Origin of the sequence: Achromobacter sp. NPDC008082 (genome assembly GCF_042957345.1) — a bacterium.
Lineage (GTDB): Bacteria > Pseudomonadota > Gammaproteobacteria > Burkholderiales > Burkholderiaceae_B > Achromobacter > Achromobacter kerstersii_A.
Map to the genome: position 1 here is coordinate 401,317 of NZ_JBIBIB010000002.1, position 24,848 is coordinate 426,164.

Annotated in this window: 23 protein-coding genes and 1 tRNA gene; 17 read left to right on the forward strand and 7 right to left on the reverse strand. The window is 63.0% G+C overall.

Features of this window, described 5'->3' with window-relative positions; all coding sequences use genetic code 11:
- Positions 1 to 58 precede the first annotated feature (58 nt).
- The gene (locus tag ACFZAI_RS08890; RefSeq protein WP_082387111.1) at positions 59 to 307 is read left to right on the forward strand and encodes a hypothetical protein; all 249 of its coding nucleotides are present in this window, start codon (positions 59 to 61) and stop codon (positions 305 to 307) included.
- A gap of 254 nt (positions 308 to 561) precedes the next feature.
- Here the strand turns inward: ACFZAI_RS08890 and ACFZAI_RS08895 are convergent, their stop codons facing one another.
- Both ACFZAI_RS08895 and ACFZAI_RS08900 read right to left on the reverse strand, forming a co-directional pair.
- Positions 562 to 903, reverse strand: coding sequence for a virulence factor (locus ACFZAI_RS08895; RefSeq protein WP_391566577.1), 342 nt, complete (start codon positions 901 to 903; stop codon positions 562 to 564).
- 279 nt (positions 904 to 1,182) lie between these two features.
- Entirely contained in the window at positions 1,183 to 1,680 is a 498-nt protein-coding gene (locus ACFZAI_RS08900; protein WP_391566578.1) for a hypothetical protein, read from the reverse strand.
- Between the two features lie 191 nt (positions 1,681 to 1,871).
- Here ACFZAI_RS08900 and ACFZAI_RS08905 point away from each other — a divergent pair, with 191 nt between their 5' ends.
- Positions 1,872 to 2,069: a hypothetical protein gene (locus tag ACFZAI_RS08905; RefSeq protein WP_054424350.1), complete on the forward strand. Its 198-nt coding sequence runs from the start codon at positions 1,872 to 1,874 to the stop codon at positions 2,067 to 2,069.
- A gap of 63 nt (positions 2,070 to 2,132) precedes the next feature.
- The gene (locus ACFZAI_RS08910) at positions 2,133 to 3,323 is read left to right on the forward strand and encodes an amidohydrolase family protein (protein ID WP_391566579.1); all 1,191 of its coding nucleotides are present in this window, start codon (positions 2,133 to 2,135) and stop codon (positions 3,321 to 3,323) included.
- Between the two features lie 17 nt (positions 3,324 to 3,340).
- On the opposite strand, the gene ACFZAI_RS08915 is transcribed toward ACFZAI_RS08910, so the two are convergent.
- Positions 3,341 to 4,225, reverse strand: a complete 885-nt coding sequence (locus tag ACFZAI_RS08915; RefSeq protein ID WP_391566580.1) for a LysR family transcriptional regulator — start codon at positions 4,223 to 4,225, stop codon at positions 3,341 to 3,343.
- 162 nt (positions 4,226 to 4,387) lie between these two features.
- Between ACFZAI_RS08915 and ACFZAI_RS08920 the strand changes: the two genes are divergently transcribed.
- On the forward strand, positions 4,388 to 5,515 hold the full coding sequence (locus ACFZAI_RS08920; RefSeq protein ID WP_391566581.1) for a mandelate racemase/muconate lactonizing enzyme family protein: 1,128 nt from the start codon (positions 4,388 to 4,390) through the stop codon (positions 5,513 to 5,515).
- Between the two features lie 138 nt (positions 5,516 to 5,653).
- Positions 5,654 to 6,637 (forward strand): Bug family tripartite tricarboxylate transporter substrate binding protein, encoded by a 984-nt coding sequence (locus ACFZAI_RS08925; RefSeq protein ID WP_391566582.1) that lies wholly within the window; start codon positions 5,654 to 5,656, stop codon positions 6,635 to 6,637.
- A 26-nt stretch (positions 6,638 to 6,663) separates the two neighbouring features.
- Here the strand turns inward: ACFZAI_RS08925 and ACFZAI_RS08930 are convergent, their stop codons facing one another.
- Positions 6,664 to 7,524 (reverse strand): IclR family transcriptional regulator, encoded by an 861-nt coding sequence (locus tag ACFZAI_RS08930; protein ID WP_391566583.1) that lies wholly within the window; start codon positions 7,522 to 7,524, stop codon positions 6,664 to 6,666.
- A gap of 171 nt (positions 7,525 to 7,695) precedes the next feature.
- Between ACFZAI_RS08930 and ACFZAI_RS08935 the strand changes: the two genes are divergently transcribed.
- The 4 genes from ACFZAI_RS08935 to ACFZAI_RS08950 all read left to right on the forward strand — a co-directional run bounded on the left by ACFZAI_RS08935 (position 7,696) and on the right by ACFZAI_RS08950 (position 12,896).
- On the forward strand, positions 7,696 to 9,348 hold the full coding sequence (locus ACFZAI_RS08935) for an MFS transporter (protein WP_391566584.1): 1,653 nt from the start codon (positions 7,696 to 7,698) through the stop codon (positions 9,346 to 9,348).
- 16 nt (positions 9,349 to 9,364) lie between these two features.
- On the forward strand, positions 9,365 to 10,324 hold the full coding sequence (locus ACFZAI_RS08940; protein ID WP_175171677.1) for a carbon-nitrogen hydrolase family protein: 960 nt from the start codon (positions 9,365 to 9,367) through the stop codon (positions 10,322 to 10,324).
- A gap of 3 nt (positions 10,325 to 10,327) precedes the next feature.
- On the forward strand, positions 10,328 to 10,945 hold the full coding sequence (locus ACFZAI_RS08945) for a flavin reductase family protein (RefSeq protein WP_391566585.1): 618 nt from the start codon (positions 10,328 to 10,330) through the stop codon (positions 10,943 to 10,945).
- A gap of 331 nt (positions 10,946 to 11,276) precedes the next feature.
- Positions 11,277 to 12,896, forward strand: coding sequence for a methyl-accepting chemotaxis protein (locus ACFZAI_RS08950; RefSeq protein WP_391566586.1), 1,620 nt, complete (start codon positions 11,277 to 11,279; stop codon positions 12,894 to 12,896).
- A 125-nt stretch (positions 12,897 to 13,021) separates the two neighbouring features.
- On the opposite strand, the gene ACFZAI_RS08955 is transcribed toward ACFZAI_RS08950, so the two are convergent.
- Positions 13,022 to 13,112: transfer RNA gene (locus ACFZAI_RS08955), tRNA-Ser, on the reverse strand.
- 211 nt (positions 13,113 to 13,323) lie between these two features.
- Here ACFZAI_RS08955 and ACFZAI_RS08960 point away from each other — a divergent pair.
- The 3 genes from ACFZAI_RS08960 (at position 13,324) to yaaA (ending at position 16,300) form a co-directional block, all read left to right on the forward strand.
- Complete coding sequence (locus ACFZAI_RS08960) at positions 13,324 to 14,622, forward strand: cation:proton antiporter (protein WP_391566587.1); 1,299 nt, start codon at positions 13,324 to 13,326, stop codon at positions 14,620 to 14,622.
- A 103-nt stretch (positions 14,623 to 14,725) separates the two neighbouring features.
- Positions 14,726 to 15,508 (forward strand): 3-hydroxybutyrate dehydrogenase, encoded by a 783-nt coding sequence (locus tag ACFZAI_RS08965; RefSeq protein WP_391566588.1) that lies wholly within the window; start codon positions 14,726 to 14,728, stop codon positions 15,506 to 15,508.
- 15 nt (positions 15,509 to 15,523) lie between these two features.
- Positions 15,524 to 16,300: a peroxide stress protein YaaA gene (yaaA, locus tag ACFZAI_RS08970; protein ID WP_391566589.1), complete on the forward strand. Its 777-nt coding sequence runs from the start codon at positions 15,524 to 15,526 to the stop codon at positions 16,298 to 16,300.
- A gap of 88 nt (positions 16,301 to 16,388) precedes the next feature.
- Here yaaA and ACFZAI_RS08975 read toward each other — a convergent pair whose 3' ends face one another.
- Positions 16,389 to 18,611, reverse strand: coding sequence for an FUSC family membrane protein (locus ACFZAI_RS08975; RefSeq protein WP_391566590.1), 2,223 nt, complete (start codon positions 18,609 to 18,611; stop codon positions 16,389 to 16,391).
- Positions 18,612 to 19,143: 532 nt separating this feature from the next.
- On the opposite strand from ACFZAI_RS08975, the gene ACFZAI_RS08980 reads away from it, so the two are divergent.
- The 4 genes from ACFZAI_RS08980 to pssA all read left to right on the forward strand — a co-directional run bounded on the left by ACFZAI_RS08980 (position 19,144) and on the right by pssA (position 23,456).
- Positions 19,144 to 20,913 carry an acetolactate synthase 3 catalytic subunit gene (locus ACFZAI_RS08980; RefSeq protein ID WP_255221298.1) on the forward strand — a complete coding sequence of 590 codons (1,770 nt, stop codon included), beginning with the start codon at positions 19,144 to 19,146 and terminating at the stop codon, positions 20,911 to 20,913.
- 10 nt (positions 20,914 to 20,923) lie between these two features.
- Entirely contained in the window at positions 20,924 to 21,415 is a 492-nt protein-coding gene (gene ilvN / locus ACFZAI_RS08985; protein WP_006223608.1) for an acetolactate synthase small subunit, read from the forward strand.
- A 76-nt stretch (positions 21,416 to 21,491) separates the two neighbouring features.
- Positions 21,492 to 22,508, forward strand: a complete 1,017-nt coding sequence (gene ilvC, locus ACFZAI_RS08990; RefSeq protein WP_054424317.1) for a ketol-acid reductoisomerase — start codon at positions 21,492 to 21,494, stop codon at positions 22,506 to 22,508.
- A gap of 174 nt (positions 22,509 to 22,682) precedes the next feature.
- Positions 22,683 to 23,456 (forward strand): CDP-diacylglycerol--serine O-phosphatidyltransferase, encoded by a 774-nt coding sequence (gene pssA / locus ACFZAI_RS08995; RefSeq protein ID WP_054424315.1) that lies wholly within the window; start codon positions 22,683 to 22,685, stop codon positions 23,454 to 23,456.
- A gap of 179 nt (positions 23,457 to 23,635) precedes the next feature.
- Here pssA and ACFZAI_RS09000 read toward each other — a convergent pair whose 3' ends face one another.
- The gene (locus tag ACFZAI_RS09000) at positions 23,636 to 24,163 is read right to left on the reverse strand and encodes a hypothetical protein (protein WP_391566591.1); all 528 of its coding nucleotides are present in this window, start codon (positions 24,161 to 24,163) and stop codon (positions 23,636 to 23,638) included.
- Positions 24,164 to 24,494: 331 nt separating this feature from the next.
- On the opposite strand from ACFZAI_RS09000, the gene rpsO reads away from it, so the two are divergent.
- Complete coding sequence (gene rpsO / locus ACFZAI_RS09005) at positions 24,495 to 24,764, forward strand: 30S ribosomal protein S15 (protein WP_006223612.1); 270 nt, start codon at positions 24,495 to 24,497, stop codon at positions 24,762 to 24,764.
- The last annotated feature ends 84 nt before the right edge of the window (positions 24,765 to 24,848 follow it).

The following is a 24,848-nucleotide window of genomic DNA, read 5'->3' on the forward strand; positions in this document are numbered from 1 at the left end:
CGGCACAATACACCCGCGTTCTACACGCTTCATTCACTTATATAACAAGGAGTTGTCCATGACTTCAAGAATGATTGGAGATTTTCGTGTGAGATGCTCTGTCGCTCGTGAAGACGAACAGGGCTACCGCGTGCAGATATGGACCCGCCGAGTCGGCGGAACCGCACCGGAAAAATGCTGGACAGTGCCGGGACAGGCGCCGTTCTCAGACTTGCACGAAGCAGAACAGGAAAGCCGTCAATTGTTCCAAGATATCAATGGTGTGCGTTTCAACGGTGAACCGGAGTTTGCTCATGCGTCCGCATAATGGTTGGTGGCGGGCGTCCAGTGCGCCTCGCCGATGGATTGATCTTGTTCAAGAATCGCCGCGTTGGGCCGATAACAAGGCCAACCCGGTTTCGCAGACGCCCGCCGTCATGGCTGGCAAACCTGTGCAGGCCCCTGCGGCCTGAATCCTTTCCAACGGGTCACCGGACAATGTCCCGGCGGAAAAAAGGCCACTCTTTCGAGTGGCCTTTGCTTTTGGCCGCGGTTTTTTACACCGCGGTTAAGGGGTAGCGTTTAGCGGCGCCAGTCACCCCGGCCGTCGCCATGTCCGTGCCCGCGGTAGTAGCCGGGGCCCGGGCCGTAGTAGCGCGGGGGCGGGCCGCCGCGCCAATGAGGGCCGCCGCGGTAATAGACCGGGGCTGGGTAGACCACCGGGGGCGCCACGTACACGGGCGCCGGGCGGTAATACACGGGCGGGGGCGGCGCCACGTAGACCGGGGCGGGGGCGACATACACCGGCGCCGGATACACCACACCGGGTACGCCAATGGAAATTCCCACATCCACACGAGCCAAGGCCACGCTAGAGATCAGCAGACCTGCGGCACCCACACCAGCGATAAGCCATTTTTTCATGTTGCACCTGCCTGCTGCGCGACACAGCAAAGTTGAGTATTCGACGCCCCTATTTTCGGGCTTTTCCGCCCGCTTTTCGTAAGCGCCGCCTCCTCAATAGCGACAATCCGCAACTGTCCCCGTGTTCGAAATCGCCTGGGTGCTGCACTGCGGCGTAGTGCGTCCGCTCTGGTAAACCCGGACTTGAAATCGATTGAAATCGAGTGGAATGAGATGAAGTTAATAGGCCGCGTTACACGTCGTCACCATCGGCGGGCGGCTTGAGGCGCATCCGCCACGTCAGTCGCCATGCGTGCGCCGGAACTCCACCACCCATACCCACGGATTGGCCGCCCACGCGTGCGCGCCGTAGCGTTCGCACCACGTCAACGCAAACGCTGTTTGAAGCGGCACCCCTGGCAGCAGCGCAGACGATTCATACAGCGCTTGCGTGCCTTCGGCGCGCGCGTCCGCTTCGGTCAGATTCTGCAAGCGCTGGATGCGCACGCCGACGACAAGCGCCGTGGCGAATGGCGTGCCGGCTTCGTCCGTCAAGATAATGCTCTCGCCAGATTTGCCATACGGACATCGCACCCAGCTTGAGGTCTTGCGTAGTTCAGTAGGGTTGTCGCGATTGGGGCCCATGGCGACCCATCTGCCGGAATCGGCAGCATCCGCATACCAAACCGTGGTCGGCTTGGTTGGCTGTGGCTTCACGATGCGGCGGCTTTGCACTTTTGAGCCGTTTAAAACGGCCTGTTTAAGCGGCTCGCTGAATTGAAGTGACTGCCTTTTCATGCGCTCGCTATTCTCCTCTCGATGAACGGCACCGCGTTGGTCGCTGAGGTGCCGAAATCGATGCGTGACAACTGCACCAGCTATTTCAGCCTAGGAGCAGGCAGTATGACTTGTCGGGTTCATGATGTCAGGCACGGTTTGTATTTGTGTTGTCTTTTTGTACTAAGCATCGATGTTTGTATACTCAGGGAATGAACACAGACCTGCACAATCTCAAGCCCGGTTACTACTGGTACACCATGGCCAACGACCCGCTGGCCGTCATCCACATCCATGAAGACGGTGGCGCTTCGCTTATGGGTTCGGACTATCGCATCGGCGCCGAAGGCGTTGCCGATATGGTCCGCCAAGGCGAACGCTTCTTCTGGATCGAACCCCCGCAAGTTTGATGCCGCAAGGCCTCTGACGGCCGGCCCACGTGGCCGGCCGCTTGCGTTTGTCCCGGACTCACCATGACTGACCTGTTGCTAAAGAATGTCCGCGTGTCCCCCAGCGATGCCGTGGACGTGTTGATGCGCGGTGGCCGCATTGCGCAAATCAGCCCGCAGATTCCCGCCACGCCCGACACGCTGACGGAAGACGGCGGCGGGGCGTTGCTGCTTCCCGGTCTGGTGGAAGGGCATACCCATTTGGACAAGACCAACTGGGAATCGCCCTGGTACGTGAACGAGGTGGGTTCGGCGCTGACCGACCGCATCGATAACGAACGCGCCTGGCGCGCCAGCACCGGGCATGACGCGGCCAGCCACGCGCGTGCGCTGGCGCTGGCTTTCCTGCGCGAAGGCGCCACCCGCATCCGCAGCCATGTCGATGTGGACACCGATGCCGGCCTGCGCCATCTGCATGGCGTTCACGCCACGCGCGCGGAACTGGCGGGCCGCGTGGAAATTCAAACGGTGGCGTTTCCGCAATCGGGTTTGCTCATCCGTCCTGGCACGGCCGAGCTGCTCGACCAGGCGTTGGCGGATGGCGCCGATGTGCTGGGCGGGCTCGACCCCTCCGCCATTGATCGTGATCCGGCGCGGTCGCTGGATGTGCTGTTCGGCCTGGCCGACAAGCACGGCAAGCCTGTGGATATCCACTTGCACGAGCCCGGCGAATTGGGCGCCTTCACGCTGGACCTGACGCTGGACCGCGTGGCGGCCTTGGGCATGAGCGGCAAGGTAGTCATCAGCCACGCGTTCTGTCTGGGCGGTGTGGACGCCAAGCGCCTGGACGGTTTGCTGAAGCGGCTGGCTGCGCTCGACGTGGCCGTGCTGACCACCGCGCCGCCGTCGCGTCCCGTGCCGGCCGTGCGCGCCTGTCGCGAAGCGGGCGTCACGATTTTCGGCGGCAACGACGGCATTCGCGATACCTGGACGCCCTACGGCAGCCCCGACATGCTGGCGCGCGCCATGATGATCGGGCTGCGCAACGATCTGCGGCGCGATGATGAAGTCGAATGGGCGTTTGATTGCGTCACGGGTGCTGCCGCCCGTGCCTGCGGTTTCGCGGACTACGGCCTGACGGCCGGCGCGCGCGCCGACCTGGTGTTGGTCGACGCCAGCTGCGTGGCCGAAGCCGTTGTTACGCGCAAGCCGCGCCGCCTGGTGGTGTCGGGCGGCGTGGTCGTGGCGCGCAATGGGCAGGACGCCATCGCCTAAGGGCGGGACGCCATCGCCTAAGGGCGGGACAGGCCGAGCTGCGACTCGGTCAACTCCACAAACGCCCGCATCAATTCCGAACGCACGCCGGCACGCAGCCAGATGGCGCCGACGGTTCGCACGGGGCAGGGCGCTGGCAACGGCCAGCGTTTGACGCGCGCCATCGCCTCGCCGGTTGTCGCCCAGTCTGGCAGCAGCGCCACCCCCAATCCTTCCGCCACCAGCTTGGCGATGGAATCGATGCCATCCAGTTCAAACCGCACGTGCGGCCGCAGATTGCGCGCCCGCAGATAGTCGTCGGCCATCTTGCCTCCGACCACGCTGCGGTCGTAGCAGATGTAGGGCTCGCGCGCGAGTACTGCCAGCGGATCGCGCACCTTCATGTCGGCAGGTGTCACCAGCACCAGCGGTTCGTGGCGCAGGTCACGCCAGTCGCAAGTCTTGGGCAGCGTAAAAAGAGGATGCACCAGCAGCGCGCCATCCAGTTCGCTCGACAGCACCTTGCTGTACAGCAGCGTCGTGGGCGCGGGTTCGATATAGATCTCGATGTGGGGATGGCGCGCCACCCAGGTGCGCAGCACGGGCGGCATGATGCCCGTCAGCGCCGTGGGCGTGGCGCCCAGCCGCAGCGGCCCGGCGGGCAGCTCGGTGTCGCTGGCGGCGGATCGCAAATCGCGCACGTCGCGCAGGATGTGGCGCGCGCGTTCCAGGATGCGGATGCCGGCAGGCGTGGGCTTGACGGTGCGGCCCGACCGGGCGATCAGCGCGCTGCCCACGTCCGCCTCCAGGGCGCGCAAGCGCTGCTGAACGGTGGCGGGCGTCAGCCCCTGGTGCCGAGCCGCCTGGGCGATGGAACCCAGCTCCACCACATGCACATAGGTTTGCAGAAAGCGCGAGTCCACGGTGGCGAGCCTTTTGGGAAGATGGTTTTTTCGTATTCTAAAGATGGATGACGATAATTGTTGTTTTCTTTGGCGGCGGGAAGAATACGTCCAGAGCGTGTAGCCCGCCGCACGTTGCGCCGGCGCCGCCTTCAGCATCTTCCCGCTACCAAGGAGCCCCCTGTGCCCATCATTGAATCCATCGACGTTTGCGCCGCTGCCGTCCCGCTGGACAAAGTCACCTCGTTTTCCAACCGTACGGTGTCCACGCGCCACTACGGTCTGGTGAAAGTCCGATCCACCGACGGCGTCGAAGGCATCGGTTTTTGCTATGTGGGCAGCGCGGGCGGGGCCATCTTCGAAGCGGCCGTGCAAAGCCTGCTGGGTCCCGTGCTGCTGGGCAAGGACTCGCATGCCGTGGAAGGGCTGTGGCAGTCCATGTACCAAGAGGCTTTGCTGCAAGGCCGCCAAGGCACGGTGATGCGCGCGCTTAGTGCGCTGGACATCGCGCTGTGGGATTTGAACGCCAAGACGGCAAACCTGCCGCTGCACAAATTCCTGGGCGCGGTTGAACTGGAAACCGTGCCGGCCTACGCCAGCGGCGGCTATTACCTGGACGGCAAGACCCCGCAGCATCTGGGCGAGGAAATGGCCAGCTATGTGGACAAGGGCTTTCGCGCCGTCAAGATGAAGACGGGCCGCCTGTCGCCGCGCGAGGAAGAGGCGCGTCTGAAGGCCGCGCGCGAGGCCGTGGGCCCCGACGTGGAACTGATGATGGACTGCAACAACGCCTGGCAGGACGTCACGCAAGCCATGCAATACATCCGCCGCTTTGAACAGTACGAGCCGTACTTCATCGAAGAGCCCTTTGGCCCGGACGATATCGACAGCCACGCCAAGCTGGCGCGCCTGACGCACTTGCCCATCGCCACCGCTGAAATTGGCTATGGCCGCTGGTATCACAAGGAACTGCTGGACAAGGGCGCGGCCGGCATCTTACAAACGGACGCCGCCGTGTGCGGCGGCATCACCGAATGGAAGCGCATTGCCGCCACCGCCGCCAGCTACGGCGTGGTGGTGTGCCCGCACTGGTTCCACGACGTGCATGCGCCGCTGGTCGCGGCGACGCCAAACGCGCGCTACGTGGAATTCTTCTGGGATGACCAGGTGCTGAATTTCCGCAAGCTGGTTGATCGCCAGCTGACGCACAAGCAAGGCCGCGTGGTGCTGCATCAAGACCCGGGCCTGGGCTTCGGTTTCGATGAGCGCATGGTGGAGCGCTACGGCAAGTGGACGCGTGTTGCCCGATAAGGGCGGGGCGGCATCCGTATGCAAGCGTAGCTAAAGGAGGGCGGCATCCCGGCCGCGTCAGATGGCCGGATGCCGTAGAAGCAGACAATGCTTCCATAACCAGCCGCCGTCCACGGACGCCGGCGCGAGGAGACAAGCATGCAACGCAGGCAATTCATGACCGGCGCCGCCGCGCTGGGCGTAGGACTCGTCCTGCCCATCGCGGCGCGGGCGCAGCAGGACCTGCCGTCAGGGCCGGTGAAGATCGTGGTGGGGTTTCCGGCGGGCGGCGGTACGGACGTGCTGGCGCGTCTGCTTGGGCAGAAGCTGGGCGTCATGTGGAACATTCCCGTCATCGTGGAAAACCGCGCGGGCGCGGCGGGAATCATCGCGGCCGAGCAGGTGGCCCGCCAGCCCAACGACGGCAACACGCTGTTGATGGCGCATGTGAATAGCCACGGCATCGCGCCGGGCTTGCAACCCAAACTGGCGTACGCGGTGGACCGCGATTTCTCGCCGATTGCGCTGGTGGGCAAGACGCCCACCATCCTGATCGGCGGCGCGTCGCAGCCCGCCAAGACCTTGCCTGATCTGGTCAAGCTATGCCGCGCACAGCCCGGCAAGATCGTGTTCGGGTCGGCGGGGGCGGGGTCGGCGCAGCATCTGGCGCTGGAAATCTTCAAGGCGCGCGCCGGAATCGATGTGCTGCACGTGCCGTACAAGGGGTCGGCGCCGTTGATGAACGATCTGCTGGGCGGCCACGTGCAGTATTGCTTTGAAGGCATGACGACGGCCACGCCCCTGCTGCAATCGGGCAAGGTGATTGCGTTGGCGCAGACGCTGCAACAGCGTTCCAAAAGCCAGCCGAATGTGCCGACCGTGGCCGAGCAGGGCTACCCCGGATTCGAGGCCAGCATCTGGTTTGGCATGGTGGGGCCGGGCAAGATGCCGGCCGCTATCGTTCAGCGCATGAACCGCGATATCGACCAGGTTCTGGCCATGGCGGACGTGCAGGAAAAGCTGGCGCAGGTGGGGGCGGAAGACGGCGGCGGCAGCGTGCAGCGTTTTGCCGACTTCATGTCGCAGGAACAGCAGAAGTACGCCAAGACCATCAAAGACGCGAAGATCGTCGTCGAAAGCTGACGCCCGCATGCGCTGGCGCGGGCAGATCAGCCCGCCTGCGCCTCTCCGTCAGGCTCCACCCAGCCCGCCATCGCCGAGATCGAGCGGGCTTTTTCACGCAGCAAGCGCGCGGTGCCGGATTCCAGTTCATCGTCAATCGCGCCTACCGGCCCCATCAGCGTGATGGCCGCGGTCATCTCGCCCAGCATGTCGAAGATGGGCGCCGACAGCGACGTGAAGTGCGGCAGCAGCGCGTGGCGGCAGCGGCTGATGTGGTGCTTTTGCACTTCATCGCGTATCGCCTGCACGTCTTTCAGCGTGTAGGAATTGCCCGGCGCGCCGCCGTGGCTTTCGGGCTGGGATGACGATAGCTCTTGCTCGAGCAGGTCGCGCGTCAGGGCCTCGGGCAGATGGGCCAGAAAGTTGCGCCCCAGCGCGGACGACAGCAGCGGCATGACGCTGCCCACGCGCAATTCCAGCAGAGGGCGGCTGCGGCTGCCTTCCACGCGGTAGACGATCGTCGGGCCCTTGTTGCCCCACACGCCCAGGAACACCGTGTGCCCGGTAACGGCGGCGACTTCGGCCATGATGGGCCGAGCGGCCGTGAAGACATCGAATTGCTCCAGCGCCGCCAAGCCCAGCCGCAGGGCGTAGGGGCCCAAGCCGTAATGGCCGGTGTCGGCATGCTGCTGCACCACGCCCACCTTCTGAAAGCTCACCAGGTAGTAGTGCACGTTAGGCACCGTCAATTCACAGGCGTCGGCGATTTCCTTCAAGGGCATCGGCCGGCCGGTCTTGCGGATCACGTCCAGTATCCGGAACCCCACTTCAATCGACTGGATGCCTCTGCGCGCAGCGGCTGGCGCCTTGTCCGTGTTCTTTTCAACCTTGCCGGCGGGCCTTGCCATCACTGCCTCCACTGTGTGTTTGGCGGCAGTGTAGCAGCGGCCCGGGCGCGTTCCAGCAGGCGGCCGCCGCCGTTTTCCGGGTTTCCCCCAGCTTTGAGACGCCCGGTTTTAAGTTTGATAATAGTTAATGCGTACAGCAGTATCAATTAAAAACACCAGGGGAAAGCAAGCATGGAAGCAAACATCGCAATGCCGCAGGCCGGGGCCGGGCCAACGCTAAGCCGCAAAGAAGAACGCCAGGTCGTCGTGGCGTCGACGCTGGGCACCTTGTTCGAGTGGTATGACTTTTTCATCTACGGAACGCTGGCTGTCTTCATGAGCCAGGTGCTGTTTCCGCAGGACAACCCCACGGTCGCGCTGCTGGCCGCCTTGGGCGCGCTGGCGGTGGGCTTCATCATCCGGCCGCTGGGCGCGGTGATGTTCGGCTATCTGGGCGACAAGTGGGGCCGCAAGTACACCTTCCTGATCACGGTGGTGATGATGGGCGGCGCCACCGTGTTGATCGGCTGCCTGCCCACCTATGAGTCGGCGGGGCACCTGTCGTGGATTCTGTTGCTGACGCTGCGCGTGGTGCAAGGCCTGGCGGTGGGCGGCGAATACGGCGGCGCCGTGATCTATGTGGCCGAACACTGCGAGCCCAAGCGCCGCGGGCTGCTGACGGGCTGGATTCAGATCACGTCATCCGCTGGGCTGATTCTGTCGCTGATCGTCATTTTGTGCACACAGGCGTCCATGAGCGCCGACGACTTCCGCCAGTGGGGCTGGCGCCTGCCGTTCATTCTGTCGATCGTGATGCTGGCCATTTCGATCTACGTGCGCGCCAAGCTGCATGAGTCGCCCGTCTTCACGCGGATGAAGCAGCAGAACCGCCTGTCGAAGAATCCCATCAAGGAAACGTTTGGCCAGTGGTCCAGCCTGCGCCTGGTGTTGCTGGCGCTGATTGGCGTGACGGCGGGCCAAGGCGCCACCTATTTCACCGGCCAGTTCTACGTGATGATCTTTCTGCAGCAAGCGGTGCAGATCGACCAGACCAGCGTCTACACGCTGATTCTGATCGGCTTCATCATCGGCGCGCCGGCCTTCGTGCTGTTTGGCTGGCTGTCTGACCGCATCGGCCGCAAGTGGATCATGATGGCGGGCCTGTTCATCGCCGCCATCGGGTATCACTCGATGTTCGACGTGCTGCTCAAGGCCGGCAACCCGGCCCTTGCGCAAGCCATGCAATCGACGCCGGTACGTGTGCATGCCGACACCAGCGGCGGCGCGTGCGACTTCGGTTTGCAAGCCGCCATGATCGGTAGCCATGCCGACCATAAGAAGGTATGCGTGCAGGCCAAGAAATTCCTGGTCGGCAAGGGCATCAACTTTGAATACGCCGCGCCCCTGCCGGGGCAGGACATCGCCATGAGCGTGGGCGGCGTCACGGTTAATGGTTTCGACCGCGCCGGCTACGCCAAGGCATTGGCCGCCGCCGGCTACCCGGACCGCGCCGACCCCGCCCGCGTGGACCGCGCCACCATCATCCTGATCCTGGTGCTGATGACGGCCGTGGTGGCCATGGTCTACGGGCCGGTTGCGTCCTATCTGGTCGAGCTGTTCCCCGCGCGCATCCGCTACACCGCGCTATCCTTCCCGTATCACATCGGCGCCGGCATCTTCGGCGGCATCGTGCCCTTTACCGCCACCTACCTGGCGCAAGCCAGCGGCAATATTTTTGGCGGCTTGATGTACCCGGTCGTCGTGATGGTGATCGTAGGCGTCATCGGCAGCCTGTTCCTGCCGAACACCCGCGCCCAGGCCATTGATGAAGACCCCACCCACTAAAACCGCGAGGAGAGACATGTCCGTGCCATCGCAATTCAAGGCTGCCGTCATCCAGGCAGCGTCCATCCCGACCGACAGCGTTGCGTGCGCCCACAAGGCGGCCTCGCTGATCCGCCAGGCGGCGGAGCAGGGCGCCCGGGTGCTGGTGTTCCCCGAGGCCTTTCTTGGCGGCTACCCCAAGGGCAATTCATTTGGCGCGCCCATCGGCATGCGCAAACCCGAAGGCCGTGACGCCTTCGCTAGCTACCACGAGCAGGCCATCCGGCTGGACGGCGAGGAAGTCGCCGTGGTGGCGCAGGCCGCAGCCGATACCGGCAGCTTCGTGGTCATGGGCTGCATCGAAGCCGACGGCGGCACGCTGTACTGCACCGTGCTGTACTTCAACGGCGACGCCGGGCTGATCGGCAAGCATCGCAAGCTGATGCCCACCGCGGGCGAACGGCTGATCTGGGGCTTTGGCGACGGCTCGACGATGCCCGTCTTCGACACCCCTTACGGCAAGATCGGCGCCGTCATCTGCTGGGAAAACTACATGCCCATGCTGCGCATGTATATGTACAGCCAGGGCGTGGCGCTGTACTGCGCGCCCACCGCAGACGACCGCGACAGCTGGATTCCCAGCATGCGCCACATCGCGCTGGAAGGCCGCTGCTACGTGCTGACCGCTTGCCAGCATCTGCGCCGCAACGCGTATCCGGAAGACTTCGAATGCGCGCTGGGTGATGCGCCCGACACCGTGCTGATGCGCGGCGGCAGCGCCATCATCGACCCCCTGGGCGAAGTGCTGGCCGGCCCGGATTTTTCGGACGAAACCATCTTGTACGCCGACATCAACCCCAACCAGATCCTGCGCGGCAAGTACGACTTTGATGTGTCGGGCCACTACGCGCGGCCGGACGTGTTCCAGCTACAGGTCGATACCCGCGAGAAGCGGGCCGTCTCCGCTATCGGCGCGGGCGGCCAGCAGGAGCCTTGAGCCATGCATTTTGATTTCAGCGCCTTGCCTTCGCAGACGGTCTACAAGCTGTTGACCTCGACCGTCACCCCCCGCCCGATCGCGTGGGTTACCACGGTGTCGGGCGACGGGTGCGTCAACGCGGCGCCGTTCAGCTTCTTCAACGTGATGGGCCATGAGCCGCCCACGGTCGCCATCGGCCTGATGCGCCGCGCCAATGGCGACTTGAAGGACACCAGCGCCAACATCATCGAGAACGGCGAGTTCGTGGTGAACCTGGTGCCGGAATCGCTGATGCAGCAAATGAACCAGACCTGCGCCGACTACCCACCGGGCGTGGACGAGCTGGCCAAGGCTGGGTTGACGGGGCTGCCGGCCGCGCATGTGCGCCCGCCGTTGATCCAGGGCAGCCCGGTGTCGCTGGAATGCGTCAGCCAGGCCACGATCGTGACCGGCCCGCATCAGGTTGTGGTCATCGGCCGGGTGCTGGGCGCGCATGTCGACGACGCCTTTGTGGAGGACGCCGAACGCGGTTACGTGAAAACCGCCGAGATGGGGCTGGTTGCCCGCATGCACGGCAGCGGTTGGTACGCCCGCAGTACAGACTTGTTCCAGCTTGCGCGGCCAACGGTCGCGGACTGAAACCCGAAGCGGCCATGCAGGCCGCTTTTTTTTGCCTTCGCATTGGCGGCAAGGCCCGGTTATGCAAACGCGGGAGCTTGTGCCAAAACACTCCCCATTTCGCCCCTTGCCGGTCAAATCCGGGCTGCTAGCATTTCCCGGACCGTTGAGAGAATCCTCGAATCCGACTTCTCGGGCGGCGCTTTTTTGACACAACGAACACCAATATTTTGGGGGCGGATCATCCAGGGGCTTACGGGCGTCTGGCTTGCACGGGGCGGCGGCTTTGGTCCGGCGCTCTCGCAACTGCCGAAGCCCGCATTCAAGCGCCTGGTTGGATGCTGGAGGCAGTATGAAGAATATGAAGCTTGGGACCCGTCTTGCGGGTGGCTTTTCCGTCTTGCTCGCCATGATCATCATCATGAGCATCGTCGGGCTGGTCAGCCTGGCGAACATCAACGACTCGGTTGAAACCGTGACCCAGCGGTCGCTGATCAAGGAACGCCTGATCAGCGATTGGGCGCGCAACATCCAGACCGGCGTCACCCGAACCACCGCCATCGCCAAAAGCGCAGACGCCAGCTTGGCGGGCTTCTTCACCGAAGAGGCCGCGACGTCCACGAAAAATTCCTCGGCGTTGCAGCAAAAGATTGAACCGCTGATCGAGTCCGACGAAGAAAAACAATTGTGGGAAGGCATCCGCAAATCCCGCGGCGACTACCTGCGTACGCGCGACGCCATCTTCAAGGCCAAGCAAGACGGCGATGTGGACGCCGCCAACCGGGTTTTCACGCAGGAATTTTTGCCCGCCACGCGCCAGTTCATAGATCAGATCACCAAGCTGACGAACTTGCAGCGCGCGGAAATCGACGCGAGCGCGGCAGATATCCAAAGCGCTTATGGCGTGGCGAATTTCTGGATGATCGCGATTGGGTCTATCGCGCTGATCAGCGGCTTGCTGCTGGCCATTCTGCTGACCCGCAGCATCACCCGGCCCTTGTCCGACGCGGTGCGTGTCGCCCGTACGGTGGCCGCCAATGACCTGACCAGCACCATCACCGTGCGCTCGCGCGACGAGATCGGCCAGCTGATGCAGGCGCTGGAATCCATGAACGCCAACCTGGCCGGCACGGTCGCCAGCATCCGCACGGGCGTGGACAGCATGGCGTCCGCCTCGGGCGAGATTGCGGCGGGCAATACCGATTTGTCGTCGCGCACCGAGCAGCAGGCGGCGTCGCTGGAAGAAACGGCGGCGTCGATGGAGCAGCTGTCATCCACCGTGAAGCAGAACGCCGACAGCGCGCGCCAGGCCAACCAGCTGGCCGCCGCCGCGTCCGATACCGCTTCCCGGGGCGGCGCCACGGTGTCTGAAGTAGTCAGCACCATGAGCGCCATCTCGTCCAGCTCGGTCAAGATCGCCGACATCGTGTCGGTGATCGACGGCATCGCTTTCCAGACCAACATCCTGGCGCTGAACGCCGCCGTTGAAGCCGCCCGCGCAGGTGAGCAGGGCAAGGGCTTCGCTGTCGTCGCGGCCGAAGTCCGCACGCTTGCGCAACGCAGCGCGCAAGCCGCCAAGGAAATCAAGACGTTGATCGAAGACACGGTGCGGAAGATCAGCCAGGGCTCGGTCAGCGCCGAACGCGCCGGCGCCACGATGCAGGAAATCGTCAGCTCGGTGCAGCGCGTGACCGACATCATGGGCGAAATCGCCGCCGCGTCCGCCGAGCAAGCCGACGGCATCGAACAAGTCAACCGCGCGGTGTCGCAGATGGATGAAGTAACCCAACAGAACGCCGCGCTGGTCGAAGAAGCCGCCGCCGCCGCCGGTTCGATGCAGGATCAGGCAGCAGAACTGACGCGCGCGGTCAGTGCGTTCAAGTTGCCGGGGGCTGTGCGGGTGACGGCCGGTGGTGCCGCCGCGCGCGCGGTGCCTATGGTGGCATCTACGCGCCAGATTGCGAGCTATTAACCAGCCAGACGATTCAGGTGGCGTTCGTTTGCGAACGCCACCCGTGGCGGGTTCCCATTGCGGAACACATCCGGCCGCACAAAGAAAAAAGCCCCTGATTTCTCAGGGGCTTCGTTCTTGAATACTGGCGGAGAGGGTGGGATTCGAACCCACGGTACGGGGATACCGTACGCCTGATTTCGAGTCAGGTACATTCGACCACTCTGCCACCTCTCCGTGGCTGGGTTCCAAAACGGCGAATTCTCTCGATTTCTTTATAAGAGACTTCGCGGAAAGATCCCTGGTCGGAAGGATCTTCGTTGTTGGAGCAGCGAAGCCCGCAATTCTACAGGAATTTTTTCGCTTGTGTAAAGGGGGTGCGAAAAAATCTTCACAAGGGCTTATCCCGATCTTCCGGCGGCATGGATCTTTGCCCAGAATCGCGTCCATGGACCTGATCCTTATCCTTCTGCTTGCCGCGGTGCTTTGCGTGCCGATCACCCAGCGCCTGGGGCTGGGCGCCATCCCTGGCTATCTGATTGCGGGGGTGCTGATCGGGCCGTCCTGCCTGAAGCTCGTGACCAATGTGGAGACCATGATCGACGTCTCACAGTGGGGCGTGGTGATGATGCTGTTCATCATCGGGCTGGAGCTGTCGCCCAAACGTTTGTGGGCCATGCGCAGCGAGGTCTTTCTGTTGGGGTCTTTGCAGATGCTCGTGTGCGGGCTGCTGCTGGGGCTGGTGTTTGGCGCCGCCCTGCGCCATTTGGCGGGGATGGAATGGCAGGCGGCGGTGTTGTGCGGGCTGTCGCTGGCCTTGTCGTCGACGGCGGTGGCGTTGCGCTTGCTGGACGAACGCACGTTGACCCGCACGCCGCTGGGCCGTTCGGCGCTAGGGGTCTTGCTGTTTCAGGACATGGCGGCGATTCCGATGCTGGTGGCGGCCGGCCTGCTGGGGGCGGACGGCACCTCCGCGCCGTCATTCAAGGAAGCGCTGATTGCCGTGGTGGTCGTGGCGGTGGCGCACCGCCTGCGCTTGCTGGGCTGGGCCGCCAAGGCGCAGTTGAATGAACTGTTTACCGCCGCCGCCTTGTTGATGGTGGTGGGGGCGGCGCAACTGTTCGACTATGCCGGCTTGTCGGCAGGCCTGGGCGGCTTTTTGGTGGGCGTGTTGATGGCCGAGTCGCGCTACCGTGACGATCTGGAAAAAGCCATCGACCCGTTCAAGGGTTTGCTGCTGGGCCTGTTCTTTTTGGCCATCGGCATGTCGATCAACCTGAAGGTCGTGGCCGATCACTGGTCGTTCATCATTGCTGGCGTCACGGCCTTGCTGGCCGTCAAGGCGCTAGTGCTGTACGGTTTCGCACGCGCCCTGGGCTTGCCGCGCTACCACCGATTGCTGTTCGCCGTGGTGCTGGCGCAAGGCGGGGAATTCAGCTTCGCGATCTTCAACGAAGCCTGGGACAACCATCTGGTGAACATCGAGCAACGCGATGTGCTGTCCGTTGTGGTCGCGGTGTCGATGGGCGTGGTGCCGGTGCTGATCAAGCTGCTGGAACGCGTGCCGGAGCGTCGGGGCGGCATGGCGGACCTGCCTGTGGCCGAGCCGGTTGCCGAGCCGCTTGCCGAGCCGCTTGCCGAGCCGGTTCGCGACCCGGTTGCCAAAGCCGTGGCCGACCGCGTTGTCGAGTCCATCGATACCCGTATTTCGCCTGCGTCCCCCGCCCAAGACAAGCCGCCCGTTTGACCCCGCGCCGCGTGGGGGCATGGCATGATTGCCGTCTTGCCGGGCGGCTACACTTGAACCCGCTTTGCTACCCGCCTACCTGCCAGATCACAGGAGAATGCTCATGCTCAAAGGAAAAGTCGCCCTTGTCACCGGTTCCACCAGCGGCATCGGTTTGGGTATCGCCACGGCCTTCGCCCAACAAGGCGCCGATATCGTCTTGAACGGTTTTGGCGATGCGGCCGAGATCGAAAAAGTGCGCGCCGGCTTGGCCGACAAGCATGGCGTGAAGGTGATCTACGATGGCGCCGACCTGTCCAAAGGCGCCGCCGTGCGCGAGCTTATCGAGAACACCGTGCGCCAGATGGGCCGCATCGACATCCTGGTCAACAACGCCGGCATTCAGCACACCGCGCTGATCGAAGACTTTCCCGCCGAGAAGTGGGACGCCATTCTGGCGCTGAACCTGTCGGCCGTGTTCCATGGCACCGCCGCCGCCTTGCCGCACATGAAGAAGCAGGGTTTCGGCCGCATCATCAATATCGCGTCGGCACACGGCCTGGTGGCGTCTGCCAACAAGTCGGCCTATGTGGCGGCCAAGCATGGCGTGGTGGGCTTCACCAAGGTGACGGCGCTGGAGACGGCCGGCCAGGGCATCACCGCCAACGCGATCTGCCCAGGCTGGGTTCGCACCCCGCTGGTGGAAAAGCAGATCACCGCGCTGGCCGAAAAGAATGGCGTTGATCAGGAAACCGCCGCGCGCGACCTGCTCAGCGAAAAACAACCGTCGCTGCAATTCGTGACGCCGGAACAACTGGGCGGCACCGCCGTGTTCCTGGCCTCGGATGCGGCGGCGCAAATCACTGGAACGTCTGTCTCCGTCGATGGCGGCTGGACGGCGCGTTAATAAAGGAATCCCCGAATGTTGTTGTTGCTTTCTCCCGCCAAGAAGCTGGACTACGACTCGCCGCTGCACATCGAGACGCACACCCAGCCGCTGTTTGTGGATCAGGCCGCCGGCCTGATCAAGGTGCTGAAGACCAAGACCGCGGAAGATATTTCCGACCTGATGAGCCTGAGCCCGGCCTTGTCCGAGCTGAACGTGCAGCGCTACGCGCACTGGAAGCGCACGTTCACGCAGACCAATTCGCGCCAGGCCGTGCTGGCCTTCAATGGGGATGTGTACGAAGGGCTGGACGCGTCGACGCTGTCGGCCAAGCAGCTGGAATGGGCGCAGGAACACGTGGCCATCCTGAGCGGCTTGTACGGCGTGTTGCGCCCGCTGGACCTGATGCAGCCGTATCGCCTGGAAATGGGCACGCGGCTGGAAACGCCCAAGGGCAAGAACCTGTACGAGTACTGGGGGTCGGCCATCGCCAATTACCTGAACGAGCGTCAGGAAGGCAAGAAGTCGCCGGTCATCGTCAACCTGGCGTCCGAAGAGTATTTCAAGTCAGTCGACCTGAAGACGCTGAAGGCGCGCGTGGTGCAGTGCGTGTTCCAGGATTGGAAGAACGGCGCGTGGAAGATCATCAGCTTTCACGCCAAGCGCGCGCGCGGCCTGATGGCCCGCTATGCGATTCAGCACAAGGTTGCGAAGCCTGAAGGCTTGCAAGGCTTTGATCTGGAAGGCTATGCGTACGACGCGTCGGCGTCGACGGAAGATAAGCTGGTGTTCCGCCGGAAATTGGCGGATTGATGACGTGATGGGTTGCGCGCGGCTGGCGTGGCTTTTTTCTCCATGCCGGCGCGCGCTGTACCCAACCTGCGCGCGCGGTGCCTGCGCGCTACGCGGTGGCGGCAACCGGCGGCGCGTGCGTCGGGTCAGCCAGCGCCTGCAATTCCTGGCGGATCATGTGTGACGCCTTCAACATCTGTTTCAGCGGATAGGCCAGCGCGGCTTGTTCGCCTTCCGTGTCGAATTGCGTGGGCAGCGTCGTGGCGATTTGCGGGCGCTTTTCGTCCAGCAGATCAACCATGCCATTCAGGGCAAGCTGCACGGCTTCGGGCGTCTTGGGCAACGCCGCCAGGATGGGAATTGCCGCCGTGATCTGCGAGGCCAGCACGTGGTTCTGGATCAGCAGGTTGTTCAGCTCGGGCACGCTCAGCTGGTGCGACTTCGGTTCGCTCATCATCCGGTAGAACGCTTCGGCAAAGTTGCTGAACGCAATGTGCACGTTCTTGCGCGCCAGGCGCCATGCCAGATCGGCGTCGATGACGGCAGGCACATCAGACGCAGGCCCCGTCGCGGCCACCCCGTTTGATTGCATCGCTTCCACATAGCGCAGGCCCGCCAGCAGGTATTCGCGATTGGCGCGCGTGGCGGCAGCCGCCAGCGGCTTCAGATAGCGCGCTTCCCACCATGGCAGGATGTAGCTGCAAACAAGCGCCAGCGCGCAGCCCAGCAGGGTGTCGATGGCGCGTTCGCCAATCACTGCCATGGACACCGTGCCGGGCGACACGAAGTGGAACACCAGCACCACGAACAGCGTGTTGAAAATGGCGCTGGCCATGTAATTCAGCTGCACCAGGCTGTTGCCCATGACGCAGGCGCCCAAGAGCACGGCGAACAGGATCTCGGGCCGGTCGGTGATGTTGAACAACAGCAGCGCGCAGATGCAGCCGATCAGCGTGCCGCCCAGACGCCAGCCGTTGCGCTGGCGCGTCAATGCAAAGCCCGGCTTCATGATGATCACGATGGTCAGCATGATCCAGTAGTTGTGCGCCGAAAACGCGGGCGACAGCCAGCGGCTGGCCAGCGTCATGGCGATGGCGGCCGCCGCCGTCACGCGCAGCGCATAACGGAAGTGCGGCGAGTCCAGCCGCAGGTTGCTGGTCAAGAGGCCAAAGCGGAATTCCTGGCGTGAGATGAATCGCGTCAAGGACTTATTGATGCGCAGGGCGTCAGTGGGCTTGGCGTCCGGCGAGGCCGCCGTGTGGTCCGCCAGCCGGTCGACGATGCGGGCCGAATTGCGCAGCCGGCGCAGCACCTGGATGATCAGCGCCAGCATTTCGGGTTCGCGTTCGCCCAGCCCTTGCTGCTTGAGCTGTTCGATCTCGTATTCGATGGCGCGCAGTTCGGCCTTGGCGCTGCTGCGGTACTGCACCTGCCGGCCGCGCGACACATCCAGCGCGATGCGGTTCAGTTCCAGCGACATCTTCACCAGCGCGTCGCGCATGAACAACAGGCAGTCGTTGCCGGCCAGCGTGCGGCGCAAGGTGGCGTAGTCGGTGTGGGTGGCGACCAGCGTGTCCAGCAACTGAAGCATGTCGACGAACATATTCCAGATCATCACGCGCTGCCGGTCGCCCAGGCCTTTGCCGCGGGGCAGGGCGCGCAACACCATGTCGCGCGCGGCCTGGTGCTTTTCCGTCATGACGGACTGGCGCTGGATCAGCGTGCGGTAGGCTTCATCCAAATCAGACGTTTCATCGTAGAAGGCGGCGCGGGCGGCCACGTAATCGGCCGTGGCGAATAGCGCTACCGACATGGCCTGCTGCTCTTCGCGCAGCCAGAACAGGCGGGAAAAGCCCAGGCTGAAGACCACGTAGAACAGGGCGCCGCCCAAGGTGGCGGCGGCGTGCGCCAGAACTTCGTGCGGTTCCAGCGGCGAATGCATCGTCAAGGTCATCAGCAGCAGGCCGGCAAAGCCGATCAGCCCGCCGCGTTTGCCGAACACCGTGAACATCGAATAGACAAAGCACTGCGCAATGACCACCAGCCAGATCAGGATGGGATGCGTGGACGCCAGGCCCGTGATGATGACGGTGATGGTTCCCAGCGCCGCGCCGCCCAGCATTTCGTTCGTGCGATGGCGCTGCGGCCCGCCCGGCTGGTCGATGATGGCCAGGCACTGCGCGCCGAAGGTGGCGACCAGGCCCGTCGTGTAGTTGCCAAAGAGGCCGCCCAGCACCAGCACGGGCAAGAGCATGCCGACCCCCTGGCGCACCCCTCCGAAGAAGTAATGGCTGTAGAGGAAACGGCGAATGCTGGCAATGCGCAAATCCATGGGGCGGTGGGCTCGTTTTCGCGATGCGGCAAGTATATAGATGTGCCCCAGGCTTAGGGCCTTTCCCGGCGGGGTTGACCCAAGGGAAAAGCGCTTTCTCCGCGGGCGGCAAGCGCCCGAAGGGCGGCGGCGTGCGGGGCGATGCATCTGGGGCCAGATGGCTGCCGGGCGTTCGCTGGCAGCGCCACTGCGTCGCCCGTGCAACGGTCCCGAAACATCGATTTGCTACCTTTGACGCAACGCGGTAAATTCCATCTCTTGCGTCGGTCTGCCTATCCGATACCGGCGCGTTGAGGCAAGTTGGCCAGGGTCACCTCCCAGCCATCCTGCCGCAGTGATACCTGCTGTTGGCCGCGCCACAAGCGTGTGTTGCCAAAGCTTCCATTTCGACCTCCAGCGTCCCCAAGGGGCGTTTGCACTGCGTTCTGTCGAGCGTGTGCCGGGTCGGCAAGGTGTCCGGGTGGCGTGGCTCCGTGAGCCGCTAAGCGCCGGATCATGTTGTCGTAGCCGGTATGGGTTCCGTTGCCGCCGTATCCGGGCGAGCAGCAGTCAGGGTTGCAGGGCCGGTACTGAAAGGAAATACAACATGGAAATGAATGGCGCCGATATCGTCGTGCGCTGCCTGGCCGATGAGGGCGTGGAACACGTTTTCGGCTATCCCGGCGGCGCAGTGCTTTACATCTACGACGCGATCTTCAAGCAAGACAAATTTCAGCATATCCTGGTTCGTCACGAGCAAGCCGCCGTGCACGCCGCCGATGCCTATTCGCGCTCGTCGCAAAAGGTTGGCGTCTGCCTCGTGACCAGCGGCCCGGGCGTGACCAATGCCGTCACCGGCATCGCCACCGCCTATATGGATTCCATCCCCATGGTCATCATCAGCGGGCAAGTGCCCACTGCGGCCATAGGCGAGGACGCCTTCCAGGAGTGCGACACCGTCGGCATCACGCGTCCCTGCGTCAAGCACAACTTCCTGGTGCGTGACGTCAAGGACCTGGCCGAAACCATGCGCCGCGCGTTCTATATTGCGCGCACGGGCCGTCCGGGCCCGGTGCTGGTGGATATCCCCAAAGACATCACCGTCGCGCAGTGCAAATACACGCCGCCCAAGGGCGAGATCTCGATGCGTTCCTACGCGCCCGTCAACAAGGGCCACCAGGGGCAAATCAAGAAAGCCGTGCAGATGCTGCTGGCCGCCGAGCGGCCGATGATCTACACGGGCGGCGGGGTCATCCTGTCGAACGCCGCGCCCGAGCTCAACAAGCTTGTGTCGCAGTTGGGCGCGCCCTGCACCAGCACCCTGATGGGTCTGGGCGGCTACCCGGCCAGCAGCGGCCAGTTCGTGGGCATGCCCGGCATGCACGGCACGTACGAAGCCAACATGGCCATGCAGCACTGCGACGTCCTGCTGGCCATTGGCGCCCGTTTCGATGACCGCGTGATTGGCAACCCCAAGCACTTCGCACAGAACGCCCGCAAGATCATCCATATTGATATTGATCCGTCGTCGATCTCCAAGCGCGTGCGCGTGGACGTCCCGATCGTGGGCAACGTCAAGGATGTGCTGGCCGACCTGTCCGCCCAATATGAAGTGGCGGCCGCCGAGCACAAGCCCGCGTCCATCACCAAGTGGTGGGAGCAGGTCGAGACCTGGCGTGGCAAGGAATGCCTGAAGTTCGCCAACTCTGACGAAGTCATCAAGCCGCAGTACGTGGTGGAAAAGCTCTGGGAAGTGACGGGCGGCGACGCCTTCGTCACGTCCGACGTGGGCCAGCACCAGATGTGGGCGGCTCAATACTACAAGTTCGACAAGCCGCGCCGCTGGATCAACTCCGGCGGTCTGGGCACCATGGGTGTGGGGCTGCCGTACGCGATGGGCGTGCAGATGGCCAACCCTGGACACGACGTTGCCGTTATCACCGGCGAAGCGTCGATCCAGATGAACATCCAGGAACTGTCGACCTGCCATCAATACCGCCTGACGCCGAAGATCGTCTGCCTGAACAACCGTTTTCTGGGCATGGTCCGGCAATGGCAGCAGATCGATTACGGCTCGCGCTATTCCGAGTCCTACATGGATTCGCTGCCGGATTTCGTCAAGGTGGCCGAGGCCTATGGCCACGTGGGTCTGCGCATCGAGCGTCCGGCGGATGTCGAACCCGCGCTGCGCGAAGCCTTCGGCAAGCACAAGGAACGCCTGGTCTTTTTGGACTTCATCACCGACCGCACGGAAAACGTGTGGCCGATGGTCAAGGCCGGCCGCGGGCTGACCGAAATGCTGCTTGGCTCTGAAGACCTGTAAGGAGGCCACCATGAAGCACGTGATTTCCGTCCTCCTCGAGAACGAACCCGGCGCGCTGTCGCGCGTGGTGGGGCTGTTTTCGGCGCGGGGCTACAACATCGAAACCCTGACCGTGGCGCCCACCGAGGACTCCACGCTGTCGCGCATGACGATCGTGACGACCGGTTCCGATGAGGTCATCGAACAGATCACCAAGCACCTGAACCGCCTGGTGGATGTCGTTAAAGTGGTGGACCTGACCGAAGGCGCCCACATCGAGCGCGAGCTGATGCTCGTGAAGGTGCGCGCCGTTGGCAAGGAACGCGAAGAGATGAAGCGCATGGCGGATATTTTCCGCGGCCGCATCATCGACGTGACCGACAAGTCCTACACCATCGAATTGACCGGGGTGCAGGAAAAAGTACAGGCCTTCCTGGAGGCCCTGGACCGCAGTGCCATCCTTGAAACCGTGCGCACCGGCGTGTCCGGCATCGGACGCGGTGAACGGATTTTGAAGATTTGACCGGCCTTCCAGGCCAAGCCGCACCCTACATCTGAATTAATCGAATATCCAAAATACTGGAATCTGGAGCACAACCATGAAAGTTTTCTACGACAAAGACTGCGATCTGTCCCTCATCAAAGGCAAGACCGTCGCCATCATCGGCTACGGTTCGCAAGGTCACGCCCACGCGCTGAACCTGCATGAGTCGGGCGTGAAGGTCATCGTCGGCCTGCGCAAGGGCGGCGCTTCGTGGAACAAGGCCGCCAACGCTGGCCTGGAAGTCAAGGAAGTGGCTGAAGCCGTCAAGTCCGCCGACATCGTCATGATGTTGCTGCCCGACGAAAACATCGCTTCGGTCTACAACAACGAAGTGCACGCCAACATCAAGGCCGGCGCTGCCCTGGCTTTCGCTCACGGCTTCAACGTTCACTATGGCCAGGTCGTGCCGCGTGAAGACATCGACGTCATCATGATCGCCCCGAAGGCCCCGGGCCACACGGTGCGCAACACGTACAAGCAAGGTGGCGGCGTGCCCCACCTGGTGGCCGTGTACCAAGACAAGTCGGGCGCCGCGCGTGACGTGGCCCTGTCGTACGCCAGCGCCAACGGCGGCGGCCGTGCCGGCATCATCGAAACCAACTTCCGCGAAGAAACCGAAACCGACCTGTTCGGCGAACAAGCCGTGCTGTGCGGCGGTACCGTCGAACTGATCAAGGCCGGTTTCGACACGCTGGTGGAAGCTGGCTACGCGCCTGAAATGGCGTACTTCGAATGCCTGCACGAACTGAAGCTGATCGTCGACCTGATCTATGAAGGCGGCATCGCCAACATGAACTACTCGATCTCGAACAACGCTGAGTTCGGCGAGTACGAAACGGGCCCGAAGATCGTCACCGACGAAACCCGCAAGGCCATGCGCCAGTGCCTGACGGACATCCAGACCGGCGAATACGCCAAGAAGTTCATCCTGGAAAACACCGCCGGCGCCCCGACGCTGACCTCGCGCCGCCGCATCAATGCGGAATCGCAGATCGAGCAAGTGGGCGGCAAGCTGCGCGCCATGATGCCCTGGATCGCCGCCAACAAGCTGGTGGACAAGTCCAAGAACTGATCGATGCGCCCAGGCGCGGGGCCATGCTCCGCGCCGCGCCGGTCAAAAGCGGCATGCCTGCGAGGGCATGCCGCTTTTTTCTTGGCCTTTTTGCGCAGGCACGCGGCTTGCTCTGTCCCGCAAGCGGGGCCAGATGGGTTAACCTTTCACAGTCCGTTGTAAGTTATTGAGACTATGCCCAATTTTTCCATGCGCGATTCCGAGAACCGCCACCGAAGCATCTACCTGCTTCCCAACGCATTCACCACCGCCGCGCTGTTCGCGGGGTTCTATGCCGTTGTGCAAGCCATGAACGACCGCTTCGAAGTCGCCGCCATCGCCATTTTCGTGGCCATGGTGCTGGACGGCATGGACGGCCGGGTCGCCCGGTTGACCAACACGCAGTCCGCTTTTGGTGAGCAATACGACTCGCTGTCCGACATGACGTCGTTTGGTGTCGCGCCTGCGCTGGTCATGTACGAATGGATTTTGAACGATCTGGGCCGCTGGGGCTGGTTGGCGGCCTTTGTGTATGTGGCGGGTGCGGCGCTGCGTCTTGCGCGCTTCAACACCAACATTGCCGTCGTCGACAAACGTTATTTCCAGGGCTTGCCCAGCCCGGCCGCAGCCGCGCTGGTGGCGGGTTTTGTGTGGCTGGCGGTGGACAACAAGCTGCCCATCCATGACAGTCTGATGGCCTGGGTGGCGTTCACGCTGACCATGTACGCAGGCATCACGATGGTGTCGAACGCGCCGTTCTTCAGCGGCAAGAGTTTCGCGCTGGGCCGCAGCGTGCCGTTCTGGGGCATCTTGCTGGTGGTGGCCGTGTTCGTGTTCGTGTCCAGCGACCCCCCAGTCGTGCTGTTCGGCCTGTTCGTGCTGTATGGCCTGTCGGGCTGGGTGATGTGGGCGTGGCGCTGGAACAAGGCGCGCCGCCTGACGCAAGAGCGCCGCGGCCATTCTTCCTGATTCAAATTTGTGATGTCGCTGCGCTGCTGCTGCTTCTACAGCAGCAGCTAAAACAAAACCCGCCTGCTGGCGGGTTTTGTGTTTTGCGGCGCCGGCCGCTCAGCTTGGCCGCAGGCGGGACCGGAATACGTGGCCGGGATACGTGGCAGGAATACGTGGCAGCAATACTTGGCAGAAACTTAACGCCACATAAACCTTTCGTCGTCGTACATGGGGTCGGGGCCGGGGTGGAAGTGCGTCAGCTTGCTGCCGTCGCGGCTCATGTAGACGTACATCAGCGAATTCCAGACGCCGTTTTCCTTGTACCGGTACGACCACACGACTTCGCGCTTTTCGCCCAGGCCCGCTTCTTCGATGCGCGCTGGCGGCCCGAATTCGCAACGCACGCGGTCCGGCCCCCATTCGCCCACTTCCAGCACCTTGAAGTGCTGGTCGGTCAGCAGCGGCACCACCGGGCCCACGCGGCCGTCGGTGCCCACATTGGTGCCCCAGGCGAATTGGCCCATGGGCTGTTGCGTCCAGATCACGCGTTGGCCGCCGCCGGCTTGCGGGCAGGTAAAGTTGGGTTTGCCGAATTGCGTCAGCACGTCCGCGTAAGGCGTGCCGGGCTGAACTTGCGCCAGATTGGCGCAGGCCGCCAGCCCGGTCAGGGCTAACGAGGTGAGGGCAATGCGAGCGATGCGGGCTGTTCTGTAATATTTAGACATGTTCTGCTCCTCGTGGACGCCCGTCGGGCGCCTGCCGGTCTCTGCCGAAAGGGCGAAACCGTCTCTGGGGTAATTCTAGCGAATCAGCTATAATCATCGAGCTTTATCAAATGTATTGATTTTGCAAGATGCTTTGCGCCGGCAGTCCGGCTGCAAAAGTGACCCCAAAAGCGGGCCCGGATTCCAAATGAATGCGTGTGCTGTGTGGGTACCTTGGCAGCTATTGAAGCAGCAGTGAGAAAGCAAAAACGCTTATCGCCGGGTCTACGCAAATTTTTTCCAAACCACGTCAGGGCACCTCGGCCCTGTCGCATGTCCGAAGAGGTCATCAATGTCTGTAGCTGACATCAAGAAATCCGATATCGTTGCGCAATTCCAACGCGCTCAAGGCGATACCGGCTCCCCCGAAGTTCAGGTAGCTCTGCTCACCGCCCGTATCAACGAACTGACCGGTCACTTCAAAGAACACATGAAGGACCATCACTCGCGTCGCGGTCTGCTGCGTATGGTCAGCCGTCGCCGCAAGCTGCTCGACTATCTCAAGGGCCGCAATCCCGATTCGTACCGCGCTCTGATCGAAAAGCTCGGTCTGCGCAAGTGATCGACGGGGCTGGCTCCCCATGACGCAATAACCGTGGTCGGTGCGACGTATTGTCGCGACGGCCACGGTTTTTCATTTGTAAGG

What these genes read in the sequence shown, in the direction of transcription:
- pssA (WP_054424315.1), top strand. Translation starts at nt 22,683, where the DNA reads ATGCCCAATTTTTCCATGCGCGATTCCGAGAACCGCCACCGAAGCATC.
- ACFZAI_RS08960 (WP_391566587.1), top strand. Translation starts at nt 13,324, where the DNA reads ATGGACCTGATCCTTATCCTTCTGCTTGCCGCGGTGCTTTGCGTGCCG.
- ACFZAI_RS09000 (WP_391566591.1), bottom strand. Translation starts at nt 24,163, where the DNA reads ATGTCTAAATATTACAGAACAGCCCGCATCGCTCGCATTGCCCTCACC.
- ilvN (WP_006223608.1), top strand. Translation starts at nt 20,924, where the DNA reads ATGAAGCACGTGATTTCCGTCCTCCTCGAGAACGAACCCGGCGCGCTG.
- ilvC (WP_054424317.1), top strand. Translation starts at nt 21,492, where the DNA reads ATGAAAGTTTTCTACGACAAAGACTGCGATCTGTCCCTCATCAAAGGC.
- ACFZAI_RS08910 (WP_391566579.1), top strand. Translation starts at nt 2,133, where the DNA reads ATGACTGACCTGTTGCTAAAGAATGTCCGCGTGTCCCCCAGCGATGCC.
- yaaA (WP_391566589.1), top strand. Translation starts at nt 15,524, where the DNA reads ATGTTGTTGTTGCTTTCTCCCGCCAAGAAGCTGGACTACGACTCGCCG.
- ACFZAI_RS08930 (WP_391566583.1), bottom strand. Translation starts at nt 7,524, where the DNA reads ATGGCAAGGCCCGCCGGCAAGGTTGAAAAGAACACGGACAAGGCGCCA.
- ACFZAI_RS08925 (WP_391566582.1), top strand. Translation starts at nt 5,654, where the DNA reads ATGCAACGCAGGCAATTCATGACCGGCGCCGCCGCGCTGGGCGTAGGA.
- rpsO (WP_006223612.1), top strand. Translation starts at nt 24,495, where the DNA reads ATGTCTGTAGCTGACATCAAGAAATCCGATATCGTTGCGCAATTCCAA.
- ACFZAI_RS08935 (WP_391566584.1), top strand. Translation starts at nt 7,696, where the DNA reads ATGGAAGCAAACATCGCAATGCCGCAGGCCGGGGCCGGGCCAACGCTA.
- ACFZAI_RS08945 (WP_391566585.1), top strand. Translation starts at nt 10,328, where the DNA reads ATGCATTTTGATTTCAGCGCCTTGCCTTCGCAGACGGTCTACAAGCTG.
- ACFZAI_RS08940 (WP_175171677.1), top strand. Translation starts at nt 9,365, where the DNA reads ATGTCCGTGCCATCGCAATTCAAGGCTGCCGTCATCCAGGCAGCGTCC.
- ACFZAI_RS08975 (WP_391566590.1), bottom strand. Translation starts at nt 18,611, where the DNA reads ATGGATTTGCGCATTGCCAGCATTCGCCGTTTCCTCTACAGCCATTAC.
- ACFZAI_RS08905 (WP_054424350.1), top strand. Translation starts at nt 1,872, where the DNA reads ATGAACACAGACCTGCACAATCTCAAGCCCGGTTACTACTGGTACACC.
- ACFZAI_RS08890 (WP_082387111.1), top strand. Translation starts at nt 59, where the DNA reads ATGACTTCAAGAATGATTGGAGATTTTCGTGTGAGATGCTCTGTCGCT.
- ACFZAI_RS08950 (WP_391566586.1), top strand. Translation starts at nt 11,277, where the DNA reads ATGAAGAATATGAAGCTTGGGACCCGTCTTGCGGGTGGCTTTTCCGTC.
- ACFZAI_RS08895 (WP_391566577.1), bottom strand. Translation starts at nt 903, where the DNA reads ATGAAAAAATGGCTTATCGCTGGTGTGGGTGCCGCAGGTCTGCTGATC.
- ACFZAI_RS08900 (WP_391566578.1), bottom strand. Translation starts at nt 1,680, where the DNA reads ATGAAAAGGCAGTCACTTCAATTCAGCGAGCCGCTTAAACAGGCCGTT.
- ACFZAI_RS08965 (WP_391566588.1), top strand. Translation starts at nt 14,726, where the DNA reads ATGCTCAAAGGAAAAGTCGCCCTTGTCACCGGTTCCACCAGCGGCATC.